Annotated in this window: 16 protein-coding genes; 6 read left to right on the top strand and 10 right to left on the bottom strand. The window is 62.9% G+C overall.

The genetic code is table 11. From position 1 onward, the window contains the following. Positions 1-3: 3 nt before the first annotated feature. The 4 genes from lpxK to CXQ81_RS11260 all read right to left on the bottom strand — a co-directional run bounded on the left by lpxK (position 4) and on the right by CXQ81_RS11260 (position 4,408). Positions 4-1,014, bottom strand: coding sequence for a tetraacyldisaccharide 4'-kinase (lpxK, locus tag CXQ81_RS11275; protein ID WP_101337221.1), 1,011 nt, complete (start codon positions 1,012-1,014; stop codon positions 4-6). After that, positions 1,014-1,442: a biopolymer transporter ExbD gene (locus CXQ81_RS11270; protein ID WP_007931660.1), complete on the bottom strand. Its 429-nt coding sequence runs from the start codon at positions 1,440-1,442 to the stop codon at positions 1,014-1,016. The genes lpxK and CXQ81_RS11270 overlap by 1 nt, the downstream gene beginning before the upstream one ends. Then, positions 1,439-2,074: a MotA/TolQ/ExbB proton channel family protein gene (locus CXQ81_RS11265; protein WP_173679740.1), complete on the bottom strand. Its 636-nt coding sequence runs from the start codon at positions 2,072-2,074 to the stop codon at positions 1,439-1,441. The genes CXQ81_RS11270 and CXQ81_RS11265 overlap by 4 nt, the downstream gene beginning before the upstream one ends. A gap of 102 nt (positions 2,075-2,176) precedes the next feature. Beyond that, positions 2,177-4,408, bottom strand: coding sequence for a DNA internalization-related competence protein ComEC/Rec2 (locus tag CXQ81_RS11260; RefSeq protein WP_101337219.1), 2,232 nt, complete (start codon positions 4,406-4,408; stop codon positions 2,177-2,179). Positions 4,409-4,556: 148 nt separating this feature from the next. Here CXQ81_RS11260 and CXQ81_RS11255 point away from each other — a divergent pair, with 148 nt between their 5' ends. Further along, complete coding sequence (locus CXQ81_RS11255) at positions 4,557-5,072, top strand: DUF2062 domain-containing protein (protein ID WP_007931653.1); 516 nt, start codon at positions 4,557-4,559, stop codon at positions 5,070-5,072. Positions 5,073-5,120: 48 nt separating this feature from the next. Here the strand turns inward: CXQ81_RS11255 and CXQ81_RS11250 are convergent, their stop codons facing one another. The 4 genes from CXQ81_RS11250 to CXQ81_RS11235 form a co-directional block, all read right to left on the bottom strand. Then, the gene (locus CXQ81_RS11250) at positions 5,121-5,900 is read right to left on the bottom strand and encodes an ABC transporter permease (RefSeq protein WP_007931651.1); all 780 of its coding nucleotides are present in this window, start codon (positions 5,898-5,900) and stop codon (positions 5,121-5,123) included. Continuing rightward, positions 5,897-6,829, bottom strand: coding sequence for an ABC transporter ATP-binding protein (locus CXQ81_RS11245; RefSeq protein WP_007931649.1), 933 nt, complete (start codon positions 6,827-6,829; stop codon positions 5,897-5,899). The genes CXQ81_RS11250 and CXQ81_RS11245 overlap by 4 nt, the downstream gene beginning before the upstream one ends. Positions 6,830-6,961: 132 nt before the next feature. After that, a complete protein-coding gene (locus tag CXQ81_RS11240) occupies positions 6,962-7,585 on the bottom strand; it encodes a glutathione S-transferase family protein (RefSeq protein ID WP_009042835.1) in 624 nt (207 codons plus the stop codon). A gap of 42 nt (positions 7,586-7,627) precedes the next feature. After that, positions 7,628-8,287: a transglutaminase family protein gene (locus CXQ81_RS11235; RefSeq protein ID WP_007931646.1), complete on the bottom strand. Its 660-nt coding sequence runs from the start codon at positions 8,285-8,287 to the stop codon at positions 7,628-7,630. Positions 8,288-8,532: 245 nt separating this feature from the next. Between CXQ81_RS11235 and CXQ81_RS11230 the strand changes: the two genes are divergently transcribed. After that, positions 8,533-10,980, top strand: coding sequence for an acyl-CoA dehydrogenase (locus tag CXQ81_RS11230; RefSeq protein ID WP_101337218.1), 2,448 nt, complete (start codon positions 8,533-8,535; stop codon positions 10,978-10,980). 84 nt (positions 10,981-11,064) lie between these two features. Continuing rightward, positions 11,065-11,472, top strand: coding sequence for a PA2817 family protein (locus CXQ81_RS11225; RefSeq protein WP_007931642.1), 408 nt, complete (start codon positions 11,065-11,067; stop codon positions 11,470-11,472). Positions 11,473-11,544: 72 nt separating this feature from the next. Here CXQ81_RS11225 and CXQ81_RS11220 read toward each other — a convergent pair whose 3' ends face one another. Then, on the bottom strand, positions 11,545-12,528 hold the full coding sequence (locus CXQ81_RS11220; protein WP_101337217.1) for a LysR family transcriptional regulator: 984 nt from the start codon (positions 12,526-12,528) through the stop codon (positions 11,545-11,547). Positions 12,529-12,619: 91 nt separating this feature from the next. On the opposite strand from CXQ81_RS11220, the gene CXQ81_RS11215 reads away from it, so the two are divergent. From CXQ81_RS11215 to CXQ81_RS11205, 3 genes are all read left to right on the top strand, one after another. Further along, complete coding sequence (locus CXQ81_RS11215; protein ID WP_007931638.1) at positions 12,620-13,246, top strand: hypothetical protein; 627 nt, start codon at positions 12,620-12,622, stop codon at positions 13,244-13,246. 101 nt (positions 13,247-13,347) lie between these two features. Then, positions 13,348-14,118, top strand: a complete 771-nt coding sequence (locus CXQ81_RS11210; protein ID WP_007931636.1) for a 2OG-Fe(II) oxygenase — start codon at positions 13,348-13,350, stop codon at positions 14,116-14,118. 1 nt (position 14,119) lies between these two features. Continuing rightward, the gene (locus tag CXQ81_RS11205) at positions 14,120-14,758 is read left to right on the top strand and encodes a LysE family translocator (protein ID WP_009042830.1); all 639 of its coding nucleotides are present in this window, start codon (positions 14,120-14,122) and stop codon (positions 14,756-14,758) included. A 79-nt stretch (positions 14,759-14,837) separates the two neighbouring features. Here CXQ81_RS11205 and CXQ81_RS11200 read toward each other — a convergent pair whose 3' ends face one another. Next, entirely contained in the window at positions 14,838-15,659 is an 822-nt protein-coding gene (locus CXQ81_RS11200; protein ID WP_101337216.1) for an alpha/beta hydrolase, read from the bottom strand. Between the last annotated feature and the right edge of the window lie 288 nt (positions 15,660-15,947).

Raw genomic sequence — 15,947 nt, 5'->3', positions numbered from 1 at the left:
GCGTTAAGGCAGAAGACGAGCGGGCAACAGGCGCATCAGCTGCGTATCGAACCAGGCCACGAAGGCCGGGGATGGCACAGCATCCACCGCCAGGTACCACCAGTCGGGAGCCGCGAAGGCACGGCACTTCACCGCATCCTTTTCGGTCATGACCAGCGGTAACGACGGAGTGAAACTCAGCGCCTGCGCGCTGTATTCGGCGTGGTCGGCGAAAGCATGCGGGACAGGCTGCCAGTGTAGCGTTTCAAGGGTAGTGAAGAAACGTTGCGGATTGCCGATACCGGCTACCGCATGCAATGCCTGCCCCGGCGCGAAGTGCTCAAGCCCGCGGCGCTCGCCGCTTTGCAGATTGACCAGGGCGGTGGGCACCAGGCGAAAGGCGAAGCCATCCTCGCGATCGTCGCTGGCGCCGTTGTAGAGCACTGCGTCGACGCTTTGCAGGCGCTCGACCGGCTCGCGCAGCGGCCCGGCCGGCAGGCAACGCCGATTGCCCAGCCCGCGCGCGGCGTCGATCAGCACCAGTTCGAGGTCGCGGGCCATGCGGTAATGCTGCATGCCGTCGTCGGAGAGAATCAGGTCCAGCGGCTCGGCGGCCAGCAGGGCTCGCACGGCGCGACTGCGATCGGGGTCGATCATCAGCGGCACGCCGCTGCGCTGGACGATCAGCAAAGGCTCGTCGCCGGCGACTGCGGCGCTCTGCTCGGCGGCGACCCGCCATGGCCACTGCGGCGGCTTGGCGCCGTAACCACGGCTGACCACGCCGACCCGCAGCCCGCTGCGCTGGCAATGCTCGATCAGCCACAGGATCAGCGGCGTCTTGCCGGTACCGCCCACGGTGATATTGCCGACCACCACCAGCGGCACCGGCGGCTGGTAAACATTGCCCTCACCGGCCAGGAAGCGTTCGCGCTTGCGCACCACCACCCGGCGATAGAGCCACTCCAGGGGCTGCAGCAGTTTCAGCGCGGGATGGCCGTTGTACCAGGCAGCGAGCAAGCGATCGGACATGGCCATCAGGGTGCTGGCGCCGCCTCGACGGTGGTCATGCGCAGATGGCTGAAACCGAGCTTGCCGGCGGCGTCCATCGCGGTAATGACGGCCTGGTGCTGGGCCTTGCCGTCGGCACTGATGGACAGCGGCAGGTTGGTGTCGCCCGCCGACTCCTTCTGCAAGGCTTCGATCAGGCTGGCCAGGTCGCTCTTGGGCAGCACCTGGTTGTTCACCGAAAACACCCCGTCGGCGCTGATGGCGATATCCAGTTGTTTGGTCTGCTGGTCTTCGGCCGGCGAGCCGCTGACGGCCTCCGGCAACTCGACGCGCAACTGGGTTTCCCGGGTAAAGGTGGTGGTCACGACGAAAAACAGCAGCAGGATAAACACCACATCGATCAACGACGCGAGGTTGATATCGATGGTTTCCCGTGGCTTGCGGCGGAATTTCACGCTTTGCCCTCGGCCAGATCGACGTCGCGGTCACCCTGCACCACTTCGACCAGTTTGATGGCTTCCTGCTCCATGCCAACCACCAGCTCATCGACCCGGCGTTGCAGGAAACGGTGGAAGAACACTGCCGGAATACCGACCATCAGGCCGGACGCGGTGGTGATCAGCGCCTTGGAGATACCACCGGCCAGCACCGCGGCATTGGTGGTCATCCCCGAGCCCATGAACGAGCTGAAAATATCGATCATGCCCAGCACCGTACCCAGCAAGCCCAGCAGCGGGGCCATGGCGGCGATGGTGCCGAGGGCATTGAGGTAGCGCTCCAGTTCGTGGATGACCCGGGCGGCGGCTTCCTCGATGCACTCTTTCATGACCTCGCGGCCATGCTTGGAGTTGGCCAGGCCGGCGGCCAGGATCTCGCCCAGGGGCGAATGGGCGCGCAGCTCCTTGAGCTTGTCCTTGTTCAGCTGTTTGTCCTTGATCCAGCGCCACACCTGGCCCAGCAGATGAGGCGGGGTAACGCGGCTGGCCCGCAGGGTCCACAGACGCTCGGCAATGATGCCGACCGCGACAATGGAACTCAGAATGATCGGCAACATCATCCAGCCGCCGGATTTGACCAATTCCCACACAGTGACAGTCCCCTCGAAAAAGTGCGCCACTCTAACATAGGGGCCGAATGCACCGAAGAACCTGATGTCGCATGCCTTCAGGCTTTAATAACTCACGGTTATTTAAGGAGATAGTGGCCATTTGCGCCAAAAGCGCCGCTGCGCCCGCAGGCTCGTCGGTTCGGTGTAAGTGCCCAGCATCAGCCGCAGCGCTCCCTGCTCCGCACTGTCGTAAATGGCGGTCCCTTGCTGGCGATAACGTTCGACGACCTGCGGGTGCGGATGACCAAACCCATTGCCGTGCCCACGGGAGATCAGCACCGCCGAAGGCGCAAGGGCCTTGAGCAGGACCGCGGACGACGAGCTGCGGCTGCCGTGGTGCGGCGCCTGCAACCAGTGGGTCTCGACGGCCAGCGGGGTATCCAGCAAGGCGCGTTCGGCCAGGGCATCGATATCCCCCGTCAGCAGTAAACGCTCGCCCTGGGCCTCGACCTGCATCACGCAGGACTTCTGGTTACCGTTCTGCGCACCCGCCCATTGCCACAGGGAAAAACGCACCCCGTCCCATTGCCACTGCTCGCCGCTGGCGCAAGGCTCTGCCGGTAAATAGGCCGGCAAACCCTCGGGATCGCCGCTGACCAGCCTGGCCACCGGCAAGCCTCGCTGAATGGCCTCGGCGCCACCGGCATGATCGGCATCGGCGTGGCTGAGCAGCATCAGGTCGAGGCGCGCGACGCCCAGCTTGCGCAAAGACGGCAGCACCACCCGCGCGCCCAGGTCGGAGTCCCCCAAACGCGGACCGGCGTCATACAGCATCGCGTGCTCGCGAGTCCGTACCAGCACCGCCAGGCCCTGCCCGACATCCAGTTGCCAGACTTCCGCCTCGCCATATGGCAGCGTGTTTTTCGGCGGGAACACCACCAACAGCAGCATCGGCCAGCCCAAGGGACGCAGCGGCACGCCCGCAGGCAGCAACAGCAGCAAGGCTCCCAGCGCGCTGATGCTCCAGGCCCAGAGCGGTATGGCCGGCGCTACCCACGTCGGCCACTGGGCAGCCAGCAGGGTCAGGCCGCGGAACAGCAGGTCCAGCAAGCCACCGGCCAGCCAGAGCAAACCTTCGCCCAGGTAAGGCACCGCCAGCAACAAGGTGCCGAGCAACGCCGGCGGCAGCACCAGCAGGCTGATCCAGGGTTCCGCCAGCAGATTGGCCAGCGGCCCGCTGAGACTGATGGGCAACCCCAGCGCCAGCAGCACCGGGCACAGGCCGATGGCGATCAACCATTGAATACGGGTCCAGGACTGCCACCAGCGCCAGCCCCCCAGGCGCCCGCCAAAGATCAGGATCAGCACCGCCACCGCGGTAAAGGACAGCCAGAAGCCTGGCTGCAGGCTGGCCAGCGGCTCGAACAACAGCACCGCATTCAATGCCAGCAAGAACGGCCACCAGGCGCCCAGGTGGCGAAAGCGCAGGCGCCAGATCAGCACCAGGGCCACCATCACACAGGCACGGCGCACCGGCACATCGAACCCCGCCAGCAACCCGTACCCCAGGGCCGAGGCGAATGCCAGCCCGCAGGCCCAGGGCAGCCAGGGCCAGCGTCCGGGCCACAGGCCGTAGCGGGCCAGCCCCGCCACCAGGGCGTACATCACTGCGGCCAGCAAGCTGATGTGCTGCCCGGAAATCACCATCAGGTGCACGGTCCCGGTGTCTTGCAAGACACGCCAGTCTTCCTGGCTCAACCCCGAACCGTCGCCCAGTACCAGGGCCGCCAGGCCGCCGGCGCGCCCGTGGGCATCGACTTGCAGCAAGCGCTGGCGAATGCGCGCACGCCAACTCTCCCGGGTGGCGGCCAGCAATTGCCCATCCTTGACCGTACCCGTGGCGCCGATGCGCTGGGCCAGCAGCCAGGCCTCGTGATCGAAGGCCTGCAGATTGACCAGGCCGGCAGGTCGCTTGAGCTTCACCGCCAGGCGCCAGCGTTCGCCGCTGTGCACCGACGGCCCGCCATACCAGGCCAGACGCAGGCGTTGCGGGATCCGGCCGCGCCGCGCCCGCCCGTCTTCCAGCTCGAAACGCACCAGCCCCTCGGCCTGCTGCGGCAGCCCCACCACTCGACCTTCGAGCCAGCGAGTTTGCCCGTCGAGCGGTTCCGCCAAACGATCATCCAGCGCCCATTGCGCGCTGATGCAGGCCCACGCCAGGCCCAACAGAAAAAGGGCCAATGGATAGGTGCGAAACGGCAACAGCATCAAGGCCACTACCGGTAGCACTGCCAGCCATCCGATCGCTGGTAGCGCCGGCAAAAAGCGCAGGCACAAAAGCCCCGCCGCCAACGCCAGCATCCCTGTGCGCATAAGCCCGTCCTTGAGCAGTTTTTGAGTGTTGTCACTCCTTGGCTTAGCTCAGCGGACCGGGCGCCGGCTTTATCATTTGTCACAAAGTCTGAATGGGCGCCTTCTAGAATCCGGGCATACTTGCCGCTTGAACTGACCGAGAAGCCTTATGCCCCGGCGCCTATTCAAACGTTACATGCCAGATCCGACCAGCATCAGGGAACACAAGTCCTTACGCTTTCTTGGCACGTTGCTGCATGACCCCAACCTCTGGCACCTCAACCGGCACTCCGTGGCGCGCGCCATGGCGGTCGGCCTGTTCGCGGCCTTTATGCCGATCCCGGCGCAAATGCTGCTGGCAGCCGTGCTGGCCATTTCCGTGCGCGGCAACATGCCGATTGCCGTGAGCCTGGTCTGGCTGACCAATCCGATCACCATGCCACCGGTGTTCTTCTGTACCTATCAGATCGGTGCCTGGTTGATGAACGTACCCGCCCGGACCCTGCCCGACGAGCTGACCTGGGAATGGATCAGCGGCGAACTCTCGACCCTCTGGCAACCCTTCCTGCTGGGCTCGCTGGTGGCTGGCCTGGTGCTGGGCGCCCTCGCCTATTGCCTGACCATGCTGTACTGGCGCTGGTGGGTCAGCCGGCAATGGCGCCGCCGCAAGCAGAGCCGACTGTAGAAACGCAAACGGCCTCCCGAGGGAGGCCGTTGTTGTTTCTGCGCGGGCTTACTGGCGCATGCCGCGACCACTGACCAGCAGGCGGGCACAACCGAAGTACAGGACCACGGTCGCCACCAGCATGAAGGTAATAGCCACGCTGATCTGGATGTCGGAAACCCCGAGGATGCCGAAACGGAAGGCGTTGACCATATGCAGCACCGGGTTGGCCAGCGACACCGTCTGCCAGAACGGTGGCAGCAGGGTGATGGAGTAGAACACCCCGCCCAGGTAGGTCAGCGGGGTCAGCACGAAGGTCGGGATGATCGAAATATCGTCGAAGTTGCGCGCGAACACCGCATTGATAAAGCCCAACAGGGAAAAGATCGTCGCGGTGAGGACCACCACCAGCAAGGTGATGCCCAGGTGATGCACCTGCAGGTGGGTGAAGAACAACGATAGCAGGGTCACGATCACCCCCACCGCCAACCCCCGCAGGACACCGCCCAGGGTGTAGCCGATAAGGATGGTGTGCGGCGACACCGGCGACACCATCAACTCCTCGATGGAGCGCTGGAACTTGCTGCCGAAGAAACTCGAGACCACGTTGCCGTAGGAGTTGGTGATCACCGACATCATGATCAGGCCCGGCACGATGTACTCCATGTAGGTGAAACCACCCATGTCGCCGATCTGCCGGCCGATCAGGTTACCGAAGATCACGAAGTACAGAACCATGGTGATCGCCGGCGGCAGCAGGGTCTGCGGCCAGATCCGGGTAAAACGCCGGACTTCGCGATAGACGATAGTATTCAGCGCGACAAGGTTGGGCCGTAGCTCGGAACTCATACCGCCACCTTCGACAGGTTTTTCTCCACCAGGGACACGAACAGCTCCTCAAGGCGATTGGTTTTGTTACGCAAGCTCAGCACTTCGATGTTCTGCTGGGCCAACTGGCTGAACAACGCGGTGATGCCCACGGCTTTGTCGACCTGGACTTCCAGGGTGTGGCTGTCCAGCAGCTTGCTTGGATAACCGATCAGTTGCGGCGCCACCTTCAGGTCGGTCTTCAGGTCGAGCAGGAAGGTTTCCACATGCAGCTGGCTCAGCAGCTGGCGCATGCTGGTGTTCTCGACGATGGTGCCGTGGTCGATGATGCCGATATTGCGGCACAGCTGCTCAGCCTCCTCCAGGTAATGGGTGGTGAGGATGATGGTGATGCCTTTCTGGTTCAGCTCGGTGAGGAAGGTCCACATCGAACGGCGCAGCTCGATGTCCACGCCAGCAGTCGGTTCGTCGAGGATCAACAGGCGCGGTTCGTGCACCAGGGCGCGGGCAATCATCAGGCGGCGCTTCATGCCGCCGGACAGCGAGCGCGACGGCACATCGCGCTTGTCCCACAAGCCGAGCTGGGTCAGGTACTGCTCGGCCCGCTCCTTGGCGACCTTGGTCGGGATACCGTAGTAACCGGCCTGAGTCACCACGATGTCGAAGGTTTTCTCGAACTGGTTGAAGTTGAATTCCTGTGGCACCACGCCGATGCAGCGCTTGAGCGCGGCGGGCTCGCGGTCCAGGTCATGGCCGAAGACATTCACCGTGCCGCTGGTCTTGTTCACCAGGGTCGAGAGGATGCCGATGGTGGTGGATTTGCCGGCACCGTTAGGGCCGAGCAAGGCGAAGAAGTCACCTTCGGCGACATCCAGATCGATACCACTCAGGGCCTGGAAACCGTTGCCGTAGGTTTTGGTTAGCTGCCGGATGGACAGAGCGGAACTCATATCGGATTTACGCACCAAGAAGGGAGAACATTATAAGTAAGGGCGGACCGCCTGCATTGCAACGGCGCCGGATACACCCAATGGTGCTTGCCGACGCCGCACAAGTACAGTCACCCGTATTGATAGTCAGTATTAAGTCAACGCAGTCATCACCGCCTTGCGGTAGGCCGGACGCTGTTGCAGGCGGGCGTACCAGGCTTGCAGATTAGACAATTGCGGGCGCTCGATGGGCATTTCGAACCAGGCATAAATGAAGCTGCCCAGAGGGATATCGCCGATGCCGATTTCCTCGCCGGACAGGTAGGGATGTTCGGCCAGGGCCTGGTCGACCACGGCCAGCAGTTCGCCGCAGCTGTTCAGCGCGGCATTGATCTTGTCCCAGTCCTGCTGCTGTGCCGGCGTGCGCAGCACACCCCAGAACAGGTGCCGGAAGGGTTCGGCGAAGGTCGAGGTGGTCCAGTCCATCCACTTCTCGGCCGAAGCCCGCGCCTGTACATCGCTCGGGTACCAGGCCGTGCCGGCGGCATGGCGCGCGGCGAGATAACGCACGATGGTGTTGGACTCCCACAGTACAAAGCCGTCGTCCTCGATCAGCGGAATCCGCCCATTGGGATTCATCGCCCGATATTCCGGGGTATCCACCACACCGAAGGCACCACCGGCATCCACCGCCTCGTAGGTCAGCCCGAGCTCTTCGGCGCACCACAATGCTTTCCTGACATTCGACGAGTTTTTCCGACCCCAGATCTTCAGCATGACCGCTCCTCAGTGATGAATGCCGAGGCAGTCTACGCCGGATCAGACCTGACTCAAATCACTCTGCATGTCGCCCAGCAGCAACGGCATCTGCTCGGCGAACAGATGCGGATAACACTTCTCCAGGTGTTTGAAGAAGAAGGTCTCGGGGACGTCGGCGAATTGTCCGTGGTCCAGCACGTATTCCATCATCTGCTCGCCCTGGCGATTGAACGGGTGGAACACGCTGTCATGACGGCCATCGAATTCCAGTGGCGCTACATCGTACATCTCGCAGAGTTTCCGGTTGAACGCCGGCGTGGCCTTGACCCAGCGTCCTTGCAGGTACAGCTCGGTATAGCCATGCATGGCAAACACATCACTGCGCAGCAACTCCAGCAAACGCGGGGTCGACAAGTGATTGCGCACGTCCGCCAGGCCGATCCGCGCGGCGATCCCGCAATGCCGCGCGCAGCCGGCAAGTAGGGTGGCCTTGGGCACGCAGTAACTTTCGCCGGTAGCCAGGGCATGGCTGCCACGCAGGGTCTCGGGGTCGCGACTGAAGGTGTAGGGGTTGTAGCGCACGGCCTCGCGCACCGCGTAATAGAGGTTCACAGCCTGCTCCAACGGATCGCTGCTGGCGCCACGATGAGTTTCCGCGAACTCCACCACCGCGGGGTGGTCACTATCGATGAAGCGGCTGGGACTCAGGTACTCGTGCATGGGGATGATCTCCGAGTGAAGTCCCGAGTCTAACGACGGCCTCATCCCAGCGATAACGACGTTTCGGCCAAATATCAGAGGCTGCCGCTTCGAGCCTGACAAGATCGACACGCTGCTGACCCGATGCCTGACGTCTGCGTCCGCTTCTTCTTACCGCTGCAAGCGCACTGCCCTGTCACCCCTTTTGTCGGATGCCGACTAAGCTCTGTGGGTGATTTTGCCCCTGGTTTCACGGAGGATTAAATATGCTGTTGTTGTGGATACTGGTTCTGCTGGTCGGTATTGCCTACCTGGCCCACCGCCGCATTGCGCCCCTGCCCGCCCTGGGTGTGGTGGCCGTCTACCTGCTGGCCATGGGCGCCTTCAGCCGTGCACCGGGCTGGCTGCTGCTGATCTTCTGGGTACTGCTGGCCGCGGTGGCGGCGCCCTTGCTACTGCCCGACCTGCGCCGCAAGTACTTCAGCGCCCCGCTGTTCAGCTGGTTCCAGAAAGTCCTGCCGCCGATGTCGCAAACCGAACGCGACGCCATCGATGCCGGCACGGTCTGGTGGGACGGTGAACTGTTCAGCGGCCGTCCGGACTGGGACAAGCTGCTGGCCTACCCGAAAGCGCAACTGAGCGAAGAGGAACAGGCCTTCATCGACGGCCCCACCGAAGAGCTGTGCGCCATGGTCAGCGACTGGCAGATCGGCCAGTCCATGGACCTGCCGCCCGCCGCCTGGGAGCACATCAAGCAACACGGTTTCTTTGCCCTGATCATCCCCAAGGAGTTCGGTGGCAAGGGGTTCTCCGCCTATGCCCACTCACAGGTGGCGATGAAACTGGCGACCCGCAGCGGCGACCTGGCGTCCACCGTGATGGTCCCCAACTCCCTCGGCCCGGCCGAGCTGCTGCTGCATTACGGCACCGACGAACAGCGTAACCACTACCTGCCGCGGCTGGCCCGTGGCGACGATATCCCCTGTTTCGCCCTCACCGGCCCGCTGGCCGGTTCCGACGCCGGCGCCATGCCCGATACCGGGGTGATCTGCAAAGGCCAGTGGCAAGGCGAGGAAACCCTCGGCCTGCGCCTGAACTGGGAAAAGCGCTACATCACCCTGGGCCCGGTCGCCACCCTCCTCGGCCTGGCCTTCAAGGCCTACGACCCGGACCATCTGCTGGGTGACGATGAAGACCTGGGGATCAGCCTGGCGCTGATTCCGACCGACACCCCCGGCGTGGAAATCGGCCGTCGCCACCTGCCGCTCGGCGCTGCCTTCATGAACGGTCCGAACTCCGGCAAGGACGTGTTCATTCCCCTGGACTTCCTTATCGGCGGCCAGGAAATGCTCGGCAAGGGCTGGATGATGCTGATGAACTGCCTGTCGGTCGGCCGCTCCATTTCCCTGCCGGCCGTCGGCACTGGCGCGGCCAAGTTCACCAGCCTGGTGACCGGCCAATATGCCCAGGTACGTGAGCAGTTCAATGTCCCGCTCAATGCCTTCGAAGGCATCCAGGAAGCCCTGGCCCGCATCGGCGGCAACGCCTGGCTGATGAACAGCGCGCGCATGCTCACGGCCAATGCCGTCGACCTGGGGGAAAAGCCCTCGGTGCTGTCGGCGATTCTCAAGTACCACCTGACCGAGCGCGGTCGCGAATGCATCGGCCACGCGATGGATGTGCACGGCGGCAAGGCCATCATCATGGGCCCGAACAACTACCTGGGCCGCAGTTGGCAAGGCGCGCCGATCTTCATCACCGTGGAAGGCGCGAACATTCTCTCGCGCAACCTGATGATCTTCGGCCAGGGCGCCATTCGCTGCCATCCGTTCGTGCTCAAGGAAATGGCCCTGGCCGGTCGCGAAGACCACGATCAGGCGCTGGTCGAATTCGACGGCCTGCTGCTCAAGCACATCGGTTTTGCCGTGGGCAACGCGGCCAGCACCCTGGTGCTGAACCTGGGCCTGGGGCACTTCGAACAGGCGCCGGGGGACAAGCTCAGCCAAGGTTATTTCCGCGCCCTCAACCGCCAGGCCGCGGCCTTCGCCATGCTGGCCGACCTGAGCATGATGTTGCTGGGCGGCGAGCTGAAGCGTCGCGAACGCCTGTCGGCACGCCTCGGCGATGTGCTCAGCCACATGTACCTCGCCTCCGCCGCACTCAAGCGCTACCACGACCTGGATTCGCCGGAGCATCTGCAGCCGCTGTTCACCTGGGCTATGGAAGAAAGCCTCGGCCAGTCGGAACGAGCCCTGGACGAACTGCTCGAGAACTTCCCTAACCGGGTGCTGGGTTGCCTGCTGCGGGTGGTGGTATTCCCGTTCGGCCGCCGTCACAAAGGCCCGTCCGACCAGTTGGACGCCGAGGTCGCCGCGATCATCGGCCGGGCCAAGGGCGACCCGACCCTGGAAGAGCTGCTGGCCGGCTGCTACCGCCCACAATCGGCGCAGGACCCGGTCGGCGCCCTGCAACACGCCTTCGACTCGTTGAACGCCAGTCACCCGCTGCAGAAAAAACTGCACGAGGCGCTGAAAAGTGGCCAGGTCAAACCGGTGGCCGGCGAACATGCCATCGACGCCGCGCTGGAGGCCGGCGTGTTGCAACCGGTGGAAGCCCAGACCCTGCGCGAGGCTGAAGCCGCCCGCCGCAAAGTCATCGATGTCGATGACTTCGCCAAGGAAGAGCTGACCCTGAGCGAAGGGAAAACCCGCTAAGGCGCAGGACCGTCAGGCGGATTATGAAACCGGGCGCAGGAGCTATATACTCCCGCGCCCGTTTTGCTGTTGAGGACTCATGTCATGTCCAACGTCGTCGCCGATCATCTCGTCCTGCTCGACCATTTGCGCAGTATCCTGGTCGCCGTGGGTGAAGCCGAGCAGGTTCCCGAAGAAAGCCATGCCTTGTTCCTGGAACGCTTCGACGAACTGCGCGCCTCGCTGCCGATCGACCCGATCGAAAGCCAGTACCTGGGCCAGGATCTGCTGTGCCAGGTGATGCAGCGTTATCCACAGGTCGCCCATCTGGTACCGCGCGACCTGCTGTGGTTCTTCGCTGGGGATTGCCTGCACTACATGCCCGACGAGGAAATCGACCTGTACCAGGCGCTCGAAGAGCGTCGCTACGAAGCCGAGCAGAATGATGAACCGTTCGACTGGAACCAGGAAAAGCAGCTGCTGGCGCTCTCCGCCCAGGACAGCAAGCACTGAGTCCGGCCCGGACACTACAAAGGCCCGCACGGTTGAACCGGCGGGCCTTTTTTCTACCCATGAGCGGCTGGCTCAACCCGCTCCATCGCCTTCGGGCTGTTCGTAGCCTTTCGCCTCCTGCTTGCCCTGCCGGCTCAAGGTCGGCTCCTTGGCCAGGCACTCCACCAGGTAATCGATGAATACCCGCAGCTTCGGCGGCAGGTAACGGGTTGGCGAATGCAACAGCCAGGCACCGCCATGGTAGGAAGCGAGAAACGTCCAGTCCGGTAGAACCTGCACCAGCAAGCCCTGCTCCAGGGCATGCCGCGCGGTGAAGTACGGCAAGCTGCCGATGCCGATATGCTCCAGCACCGCCCCCAGCCGTACCCCGGTGTGATTGGCCGCATAACGCCCACGCACGCCAACCGTCACCGACTTGCTGCCCTTCTTGAACTTCCAGCGCGCATCGCTGGGGGTTTCACCCAGGTAAATGCAACTGTGGTTGAGCAGATCCTGGGGATGGCTGGGCGTCCCGTGCTCGGCCAGGTACTGCGGCGTGGCGCACAGCATATGATCGATGGTCAGCAACTGGCGCCCGACCAGCCCCGCCGGCGGCCGATCGGTGATGCGGATGGCCAGGTCCACGTTGTCGTCGATCAGGTCGATGTTGCGATCTTCCAATAACAACTCGACATCGACCTTGGGGTAACGCCGCAGAAACTCGGGCATGTACGGATGCACGACAAAACGCCCCACGGCCTTGGGCACGCTGACCCGCACCAGCCCTTCGGCCTCGTGGGTGAACTGACCGCTGATTTCCATCACCGACTTGGCGGCGCTGACCATTTCGCTGCAGCGCTTGAGCACCTCCTCGCCCCCTTCGCTCAAGCGCAACTTGCGCGTGGTGCGTTGCAGCAAGCGAGTCGCCAGCGCCTTCTCCAGACGGGAAATGCTGCGACTCACCGCCGAGGGTGACGAACCCAACTGGCGGGCGGCTTCGGAGAAGCTGCCGACCTCGACGACCTTGACGAAAATCGCCATTTCGCCCAGCAGCGGAAGGGGGAGATTTATGCTCACAGCACAACAGTCCTTTGAGGTTTGAACGGATTATCACGCAATTCCGCCGCGCCATATAATTAAAAAAGGTATTTTAATAAGGGCACGGAATATGACGCTTCGCCTCTTTTTTCATAATGATGAACTCAAGGCCAACGTTGAAGTGCTCGAATGCACCCCGCAGGACAACGAATTCGCGGTGATCCTGCGTGCCACGATCTTTCATCCCCAAGGCGGCGGCCAACCCTGCGACACCGGCTGGATCGGCGAAAGCCAGGTGTTGCGCGTGGTCCAGGAACCCGAGCGAATCATTCATTACGTCAGCCAGCCGGTGCAACCGGGCATGGTCCAGGTCCAGGTCGATGAACAGCGCCGCCAGTTCAATACCCGCATGCACTCGGCCGGGCACCTGATCGGTCATTTCGGCGAAACCCGCGGCTGGGTCCCGGTCAAGGCCCATCACTGGCCTGGTGAGGGCCGCGTGTCCTTCAAGCCCGGGGACAGCCCGCAGGAACTCGACGTCGACAGCCTGCAGAGTGGCATCGATCACTGGATTGCCGCCGACCTGCCGCGCCTGGTCTCGCTGCGTGAAGGCTCGCGGGAAATCGGTTTCGGCGAGCTTCCCGCCTATGGCTGCGGGGGGACCCATGTGAAGCGCCTGAAGGAATTGGGCAACGTCACTATCGCCTCCCTCTCGCAGAAGAAAGGAATGCTTTCGGTTCACTACCACGTGGACTGATTCATCGGCGGTGTCGCCTTGCACATCACGCGACGCATCGCCTGACACAGGGGAAACCCGCGTGCGCGGGTTCGACGATTATCGGATAGAGGGATCTGCAGATGATGCTTGACGTCGAGCGTCTCGATGAGACGTGCATAAAGAAACTGGCCCAGGAACAAGTGCTCGCCCTGCGCATCAAGAATTTCCTGCCGCACACCCAGGCGATCCAGCTGGGTGACAAGATTCTCGCTCCCGGCTTCGAGGGCTACATCAACGCCCCCAGCATCGGGCGGATCGGCATGGCGTTTTATGAGGCGGAAAACCAGCCGCTGCTGATCGAAGACTATTTCGAACGCGCCACCGCCAACATCGCCGAACTGCGCACGCGTTGCGCGCCCTATGCGTCTCCCGTCGACACCCTGCGCTGCATGCTCGACGAGTCCTGGCCGGCCGGCGCCCACCTGGAAAACCTGTACGGGCGCAAGATGTACGTTGGCCTGTCGCGGGTGGTGAAACCCGGGGTGTGCTTCCTTGCCCATCACGACATTTTCGCCAAGGACGCCCCCGACAGCTTCCAGGCCCACAGCCTGGAGGCGCAGTTCGCCTGCAACCTCTACCTGAACATGCCTGACGCGGGTGGCGCCCTGCAGATGTGGAATCACGATATTTCCCCGGACCAGTTCGACGACATGCGCGGCGACAGCTACGGCATCGAGCCCGCCTTGCTCGGCACACCCTCGCTGGAGATCCGCCCGGAGCCCGGAGATTTCATCATGTTCAACTCAAGGCGCATGCACGCAGTCACCCCGGGGGTGGCCAACCCGCGCCTGAGCCTTTCCTTTTTTGTCGGCTATCGCGGCAGCTCGTCCCCCCTGACCTTCTGGAGTTGAAATGCTTTCCAACTATCTAGGCGAATTCCTGGCCCTGGCGACCATCCACTTTCTCGCCGTGGTGGCTCCCGGGCCTGACTTTGCCGTGACCATCCGCCAGAGCGTGCGCTTTGGCCGGGTGGTCGGGCTGTGCACGGCCATCGGCATCGGCGCGGGGATTTCCGTGCATGTGCTGTACACCCTGCTGGGGGTCGGTGCGCTGATGCATACCACGCCATGGCTGCTGAACGTGGCCAAGGTGGTAGGCGGCGCCTACATTCTTTATCTCGGGGTCAGCCTGTTGCGCAGCAAACCCAAGACATCGATCGAGGGCAGCGACACGAACAACGATCAGGTGCAGCGGCAGACCTTGCCCAAGGCCTTCATGACCGGTTTCCTGACCAACGCCACCAACCCCAAGGCCACGCTGTTCTTCCTGGCGATTTTCACCACGGTGATCAGCGCCACCACGCCCCTCAAGGTGCAGGCGCTCTACGGTGTATGGATGTGTTGTGTGAACGCGCTGTGGTTCGTGATCGTCGCGCTGTTCTTTTCCAGCCCGCGGGTGCGCTTGCTGTTCATGCGCATGGGCCACTGGTTCGAGCGAACCATGGGAGTGATCCTGATTCTGTTCGCCGGGCGCCTGATCCTGTCGATGTAAGCCGCATCCCAACGCCTTGCTCAAGCGAGCCGCCAGCAACTGGCGGCTCGACACAGGCTTGCTAAGTTCCGATCCCCGATCAGTTGGCGGATGACAAGGCCTGAAGCAAGATTCCCTGCGGTTTTGCCATTTCGTCCAGTACTGAAAAGTGCGTGCAGCCCGGCACGTGAATCAGCTGCACAGACTCTCCCCGGGCCAACGCCTGCTTGGCGTACTCATCAGACTGGCGGACCAGTTCCGACAGTTCGTCGGCACCTACCGCCACCCATGTATGGGCGCCCTTGCCGATATGGTGCAGCGGGCTATAGGCATTGATCTCCGCTTCCGAGAGACTCAGTTTCTGGTTGAGCCACGACAGGCTTATGGGTTCCAGGTCGACCAATGCGCTGATCGCCAGGACATCGGTCACCCATGGGTGCGAACGGAACTGGATCGCCAGGTGGCCTCCTGCCGAGTGCCCGCTCAGGACCACCTTGTGCCCCGCAATACCCAGGTGATCAACGTCGGCCTGAAGATGCTCGAGCAGGCTGCCAATTTCGCTGACGATCTGTGTCATCGAGGCTTGCGGCGCGAGCGTATATTCGGCCAGGACGACGTTGAACCCCGCAGCCAGGGGACCGGCGGCGATGAAGGCGAAATCTTCCTTGCTGCAATTCTGCCAATACCCGCCATGGATGAAGATGAACGTCGGGGCGTCGGCTTTGCCACAGGGCAACCAGTCATAACGCTGCCTGGAGCCGGTGCCGTAAGGCAGATCGAGCCGGCCGGCCACAGAGGCGTAGAAACTGGCGCTACGCGCCTGCAGGGCTGCGTAGATACCGGGGAAATCCGGCACTGCCTCAGTGTTGTTATACGCCGCATCGAGCTGGGCTTGATTCATGTCGCGATAGAGAATGGTCATGGTCATCTCCGATGGAAGGAATGTTTAAAAGGCTTGGTCAGCGGCCTGCGGTTGGTGCGGACGTGTCCGTCATCGGGCAGGAAGGTTTCAGGGGAGCGGCTTCGCTGTCCACGGCTGCTCTCTGTGAGAGGAATGCCACGCGTGGTTGGGGACTGTAGGCAGGGTGGTGGGCGGAACGCGGCTCGAATGCGCTAAAGAGTGAGTGGAGCCCAGGTCAGACGTAAATCAGCCGAATCTTAAATTTCTCTAGGATTTATCTTGCCATGGCCGCCCTGGGTGAACGGCGCA

The sequence above is a fragment of the Pseudomonas sp. 09C 129 genome (assembly GCF_002843625.1).
Classification (GTDB): domain Bacteria; phylum Pseudomonadota; class Gammaproteobacteria; order Pseudomonadales; family Pseudomonadaceae; genus Aquipseudomonas; species Aquipseudomonas chlororaphis.
This window is presented reverse-complemented; position numbering and strand designations above follow the sequence as displayed.

What these genes read in the sequence shown, in the direction of transcription:
- lpxK (WP_101337221.1), bottom strand. Translation starts at nt 1,014, where the DNA reads ATGGCCATGTCCGATCGCTTGCTCGCTGCCTGGTACAACGGCCATCCC.
- CXQ81_RS11260 (WP_101337219.1), bottom strand. Translation starts at nt 4,408, where the DNA reads ATGCGCACAGGGATGCTGGCGTTGGCGGCGGGGCTTTTGTGCCTGCGC.
- CXQ81_RS11255 (WP_007931653.1), top strand. Translation starts at nt 4,557, where the DNA reads ATGCCCCGGCGCCTATTCAAACGTTACATGCCAGATCCGACCAGCATC.
- CXQ81_RS11250 (WP_007931651.1), bottom strand. Translation starts at nt 5,900, where the DNA reads ATGAGTTCCGAGCTACGGCCCAACCTTGTCGCGCTGAATACTATCGTC.
- CXQ81_RS11245 (WP_007931649.1), bottom strand. Translation starts at nt 6,829, where the DNA reads ATGAGTTCCGCTCTGTCCATCCGGCAGCTAACCAAAACCTACGGCAAC.
- CXQ81_RS11240 (WP_009042835.1), bottom strand. Translation starts at nt 7,585, where the DNA reads ATGCTGAAGATCTGGGGTCGGAAAAACTCGTCGAATGTCAGGAAAGCA.
- CXQ81_RS11235 (WP_007931646.1), bottom strand. Translation starts at nt 8,287, where the DNA reads ATGCACGAGTACCTGAGTCCCAGCCGCTTCATCGATAGTGACCACCCC.
- CXQ81_RS11230 (WP_101337218.1), top strand. Translation starts at nt 8,533, where the DNA reads ATGCTGTTGTTGTGGATACTGGTTCTGCTGGTCGGTATTGCCTACCTG.
- CXQ81_RS11225 (WP_007931642.1), top strand. Translation starts at nt 11,065, where the DNA reads ATGTCCAACGTCGTCGCCGATCATCTCGTCCTGCTCGACCATTTGCGC.
- CXQ81_RS11215 (WP_007931638.1), top strand. Translation starts at nt 12,620, where the DNA reads ATGACGCTTCGCCTCTTTTTTCATAATGATGAACTCAAGGCCAACGTT.
- CXQ81_RS11210 (WP_007931636.1), top strand. Translation starts at nt 13,348, where the DNA reads ATGATGCTTGACGTCGAGCGTCTCGATGAGACGTGCATAAAGAAACTG.
- CXQ81_RS11205 (WP_009042830.1), top strand. Translation starts at nt 14,120, where the DNA reads ATGCTTTCCAACTATCTAGGCGAATTCCTGGCCCTGGCGACCATCCAC.
- CXQ81_RS11200 (WP_101337216.1), bottom strand. Translation starts at nt 15,659, where the DNA reads ATGACCATTCTCTATCGCGACATGAATCAAGCCCAGCTCGATGCGGCG.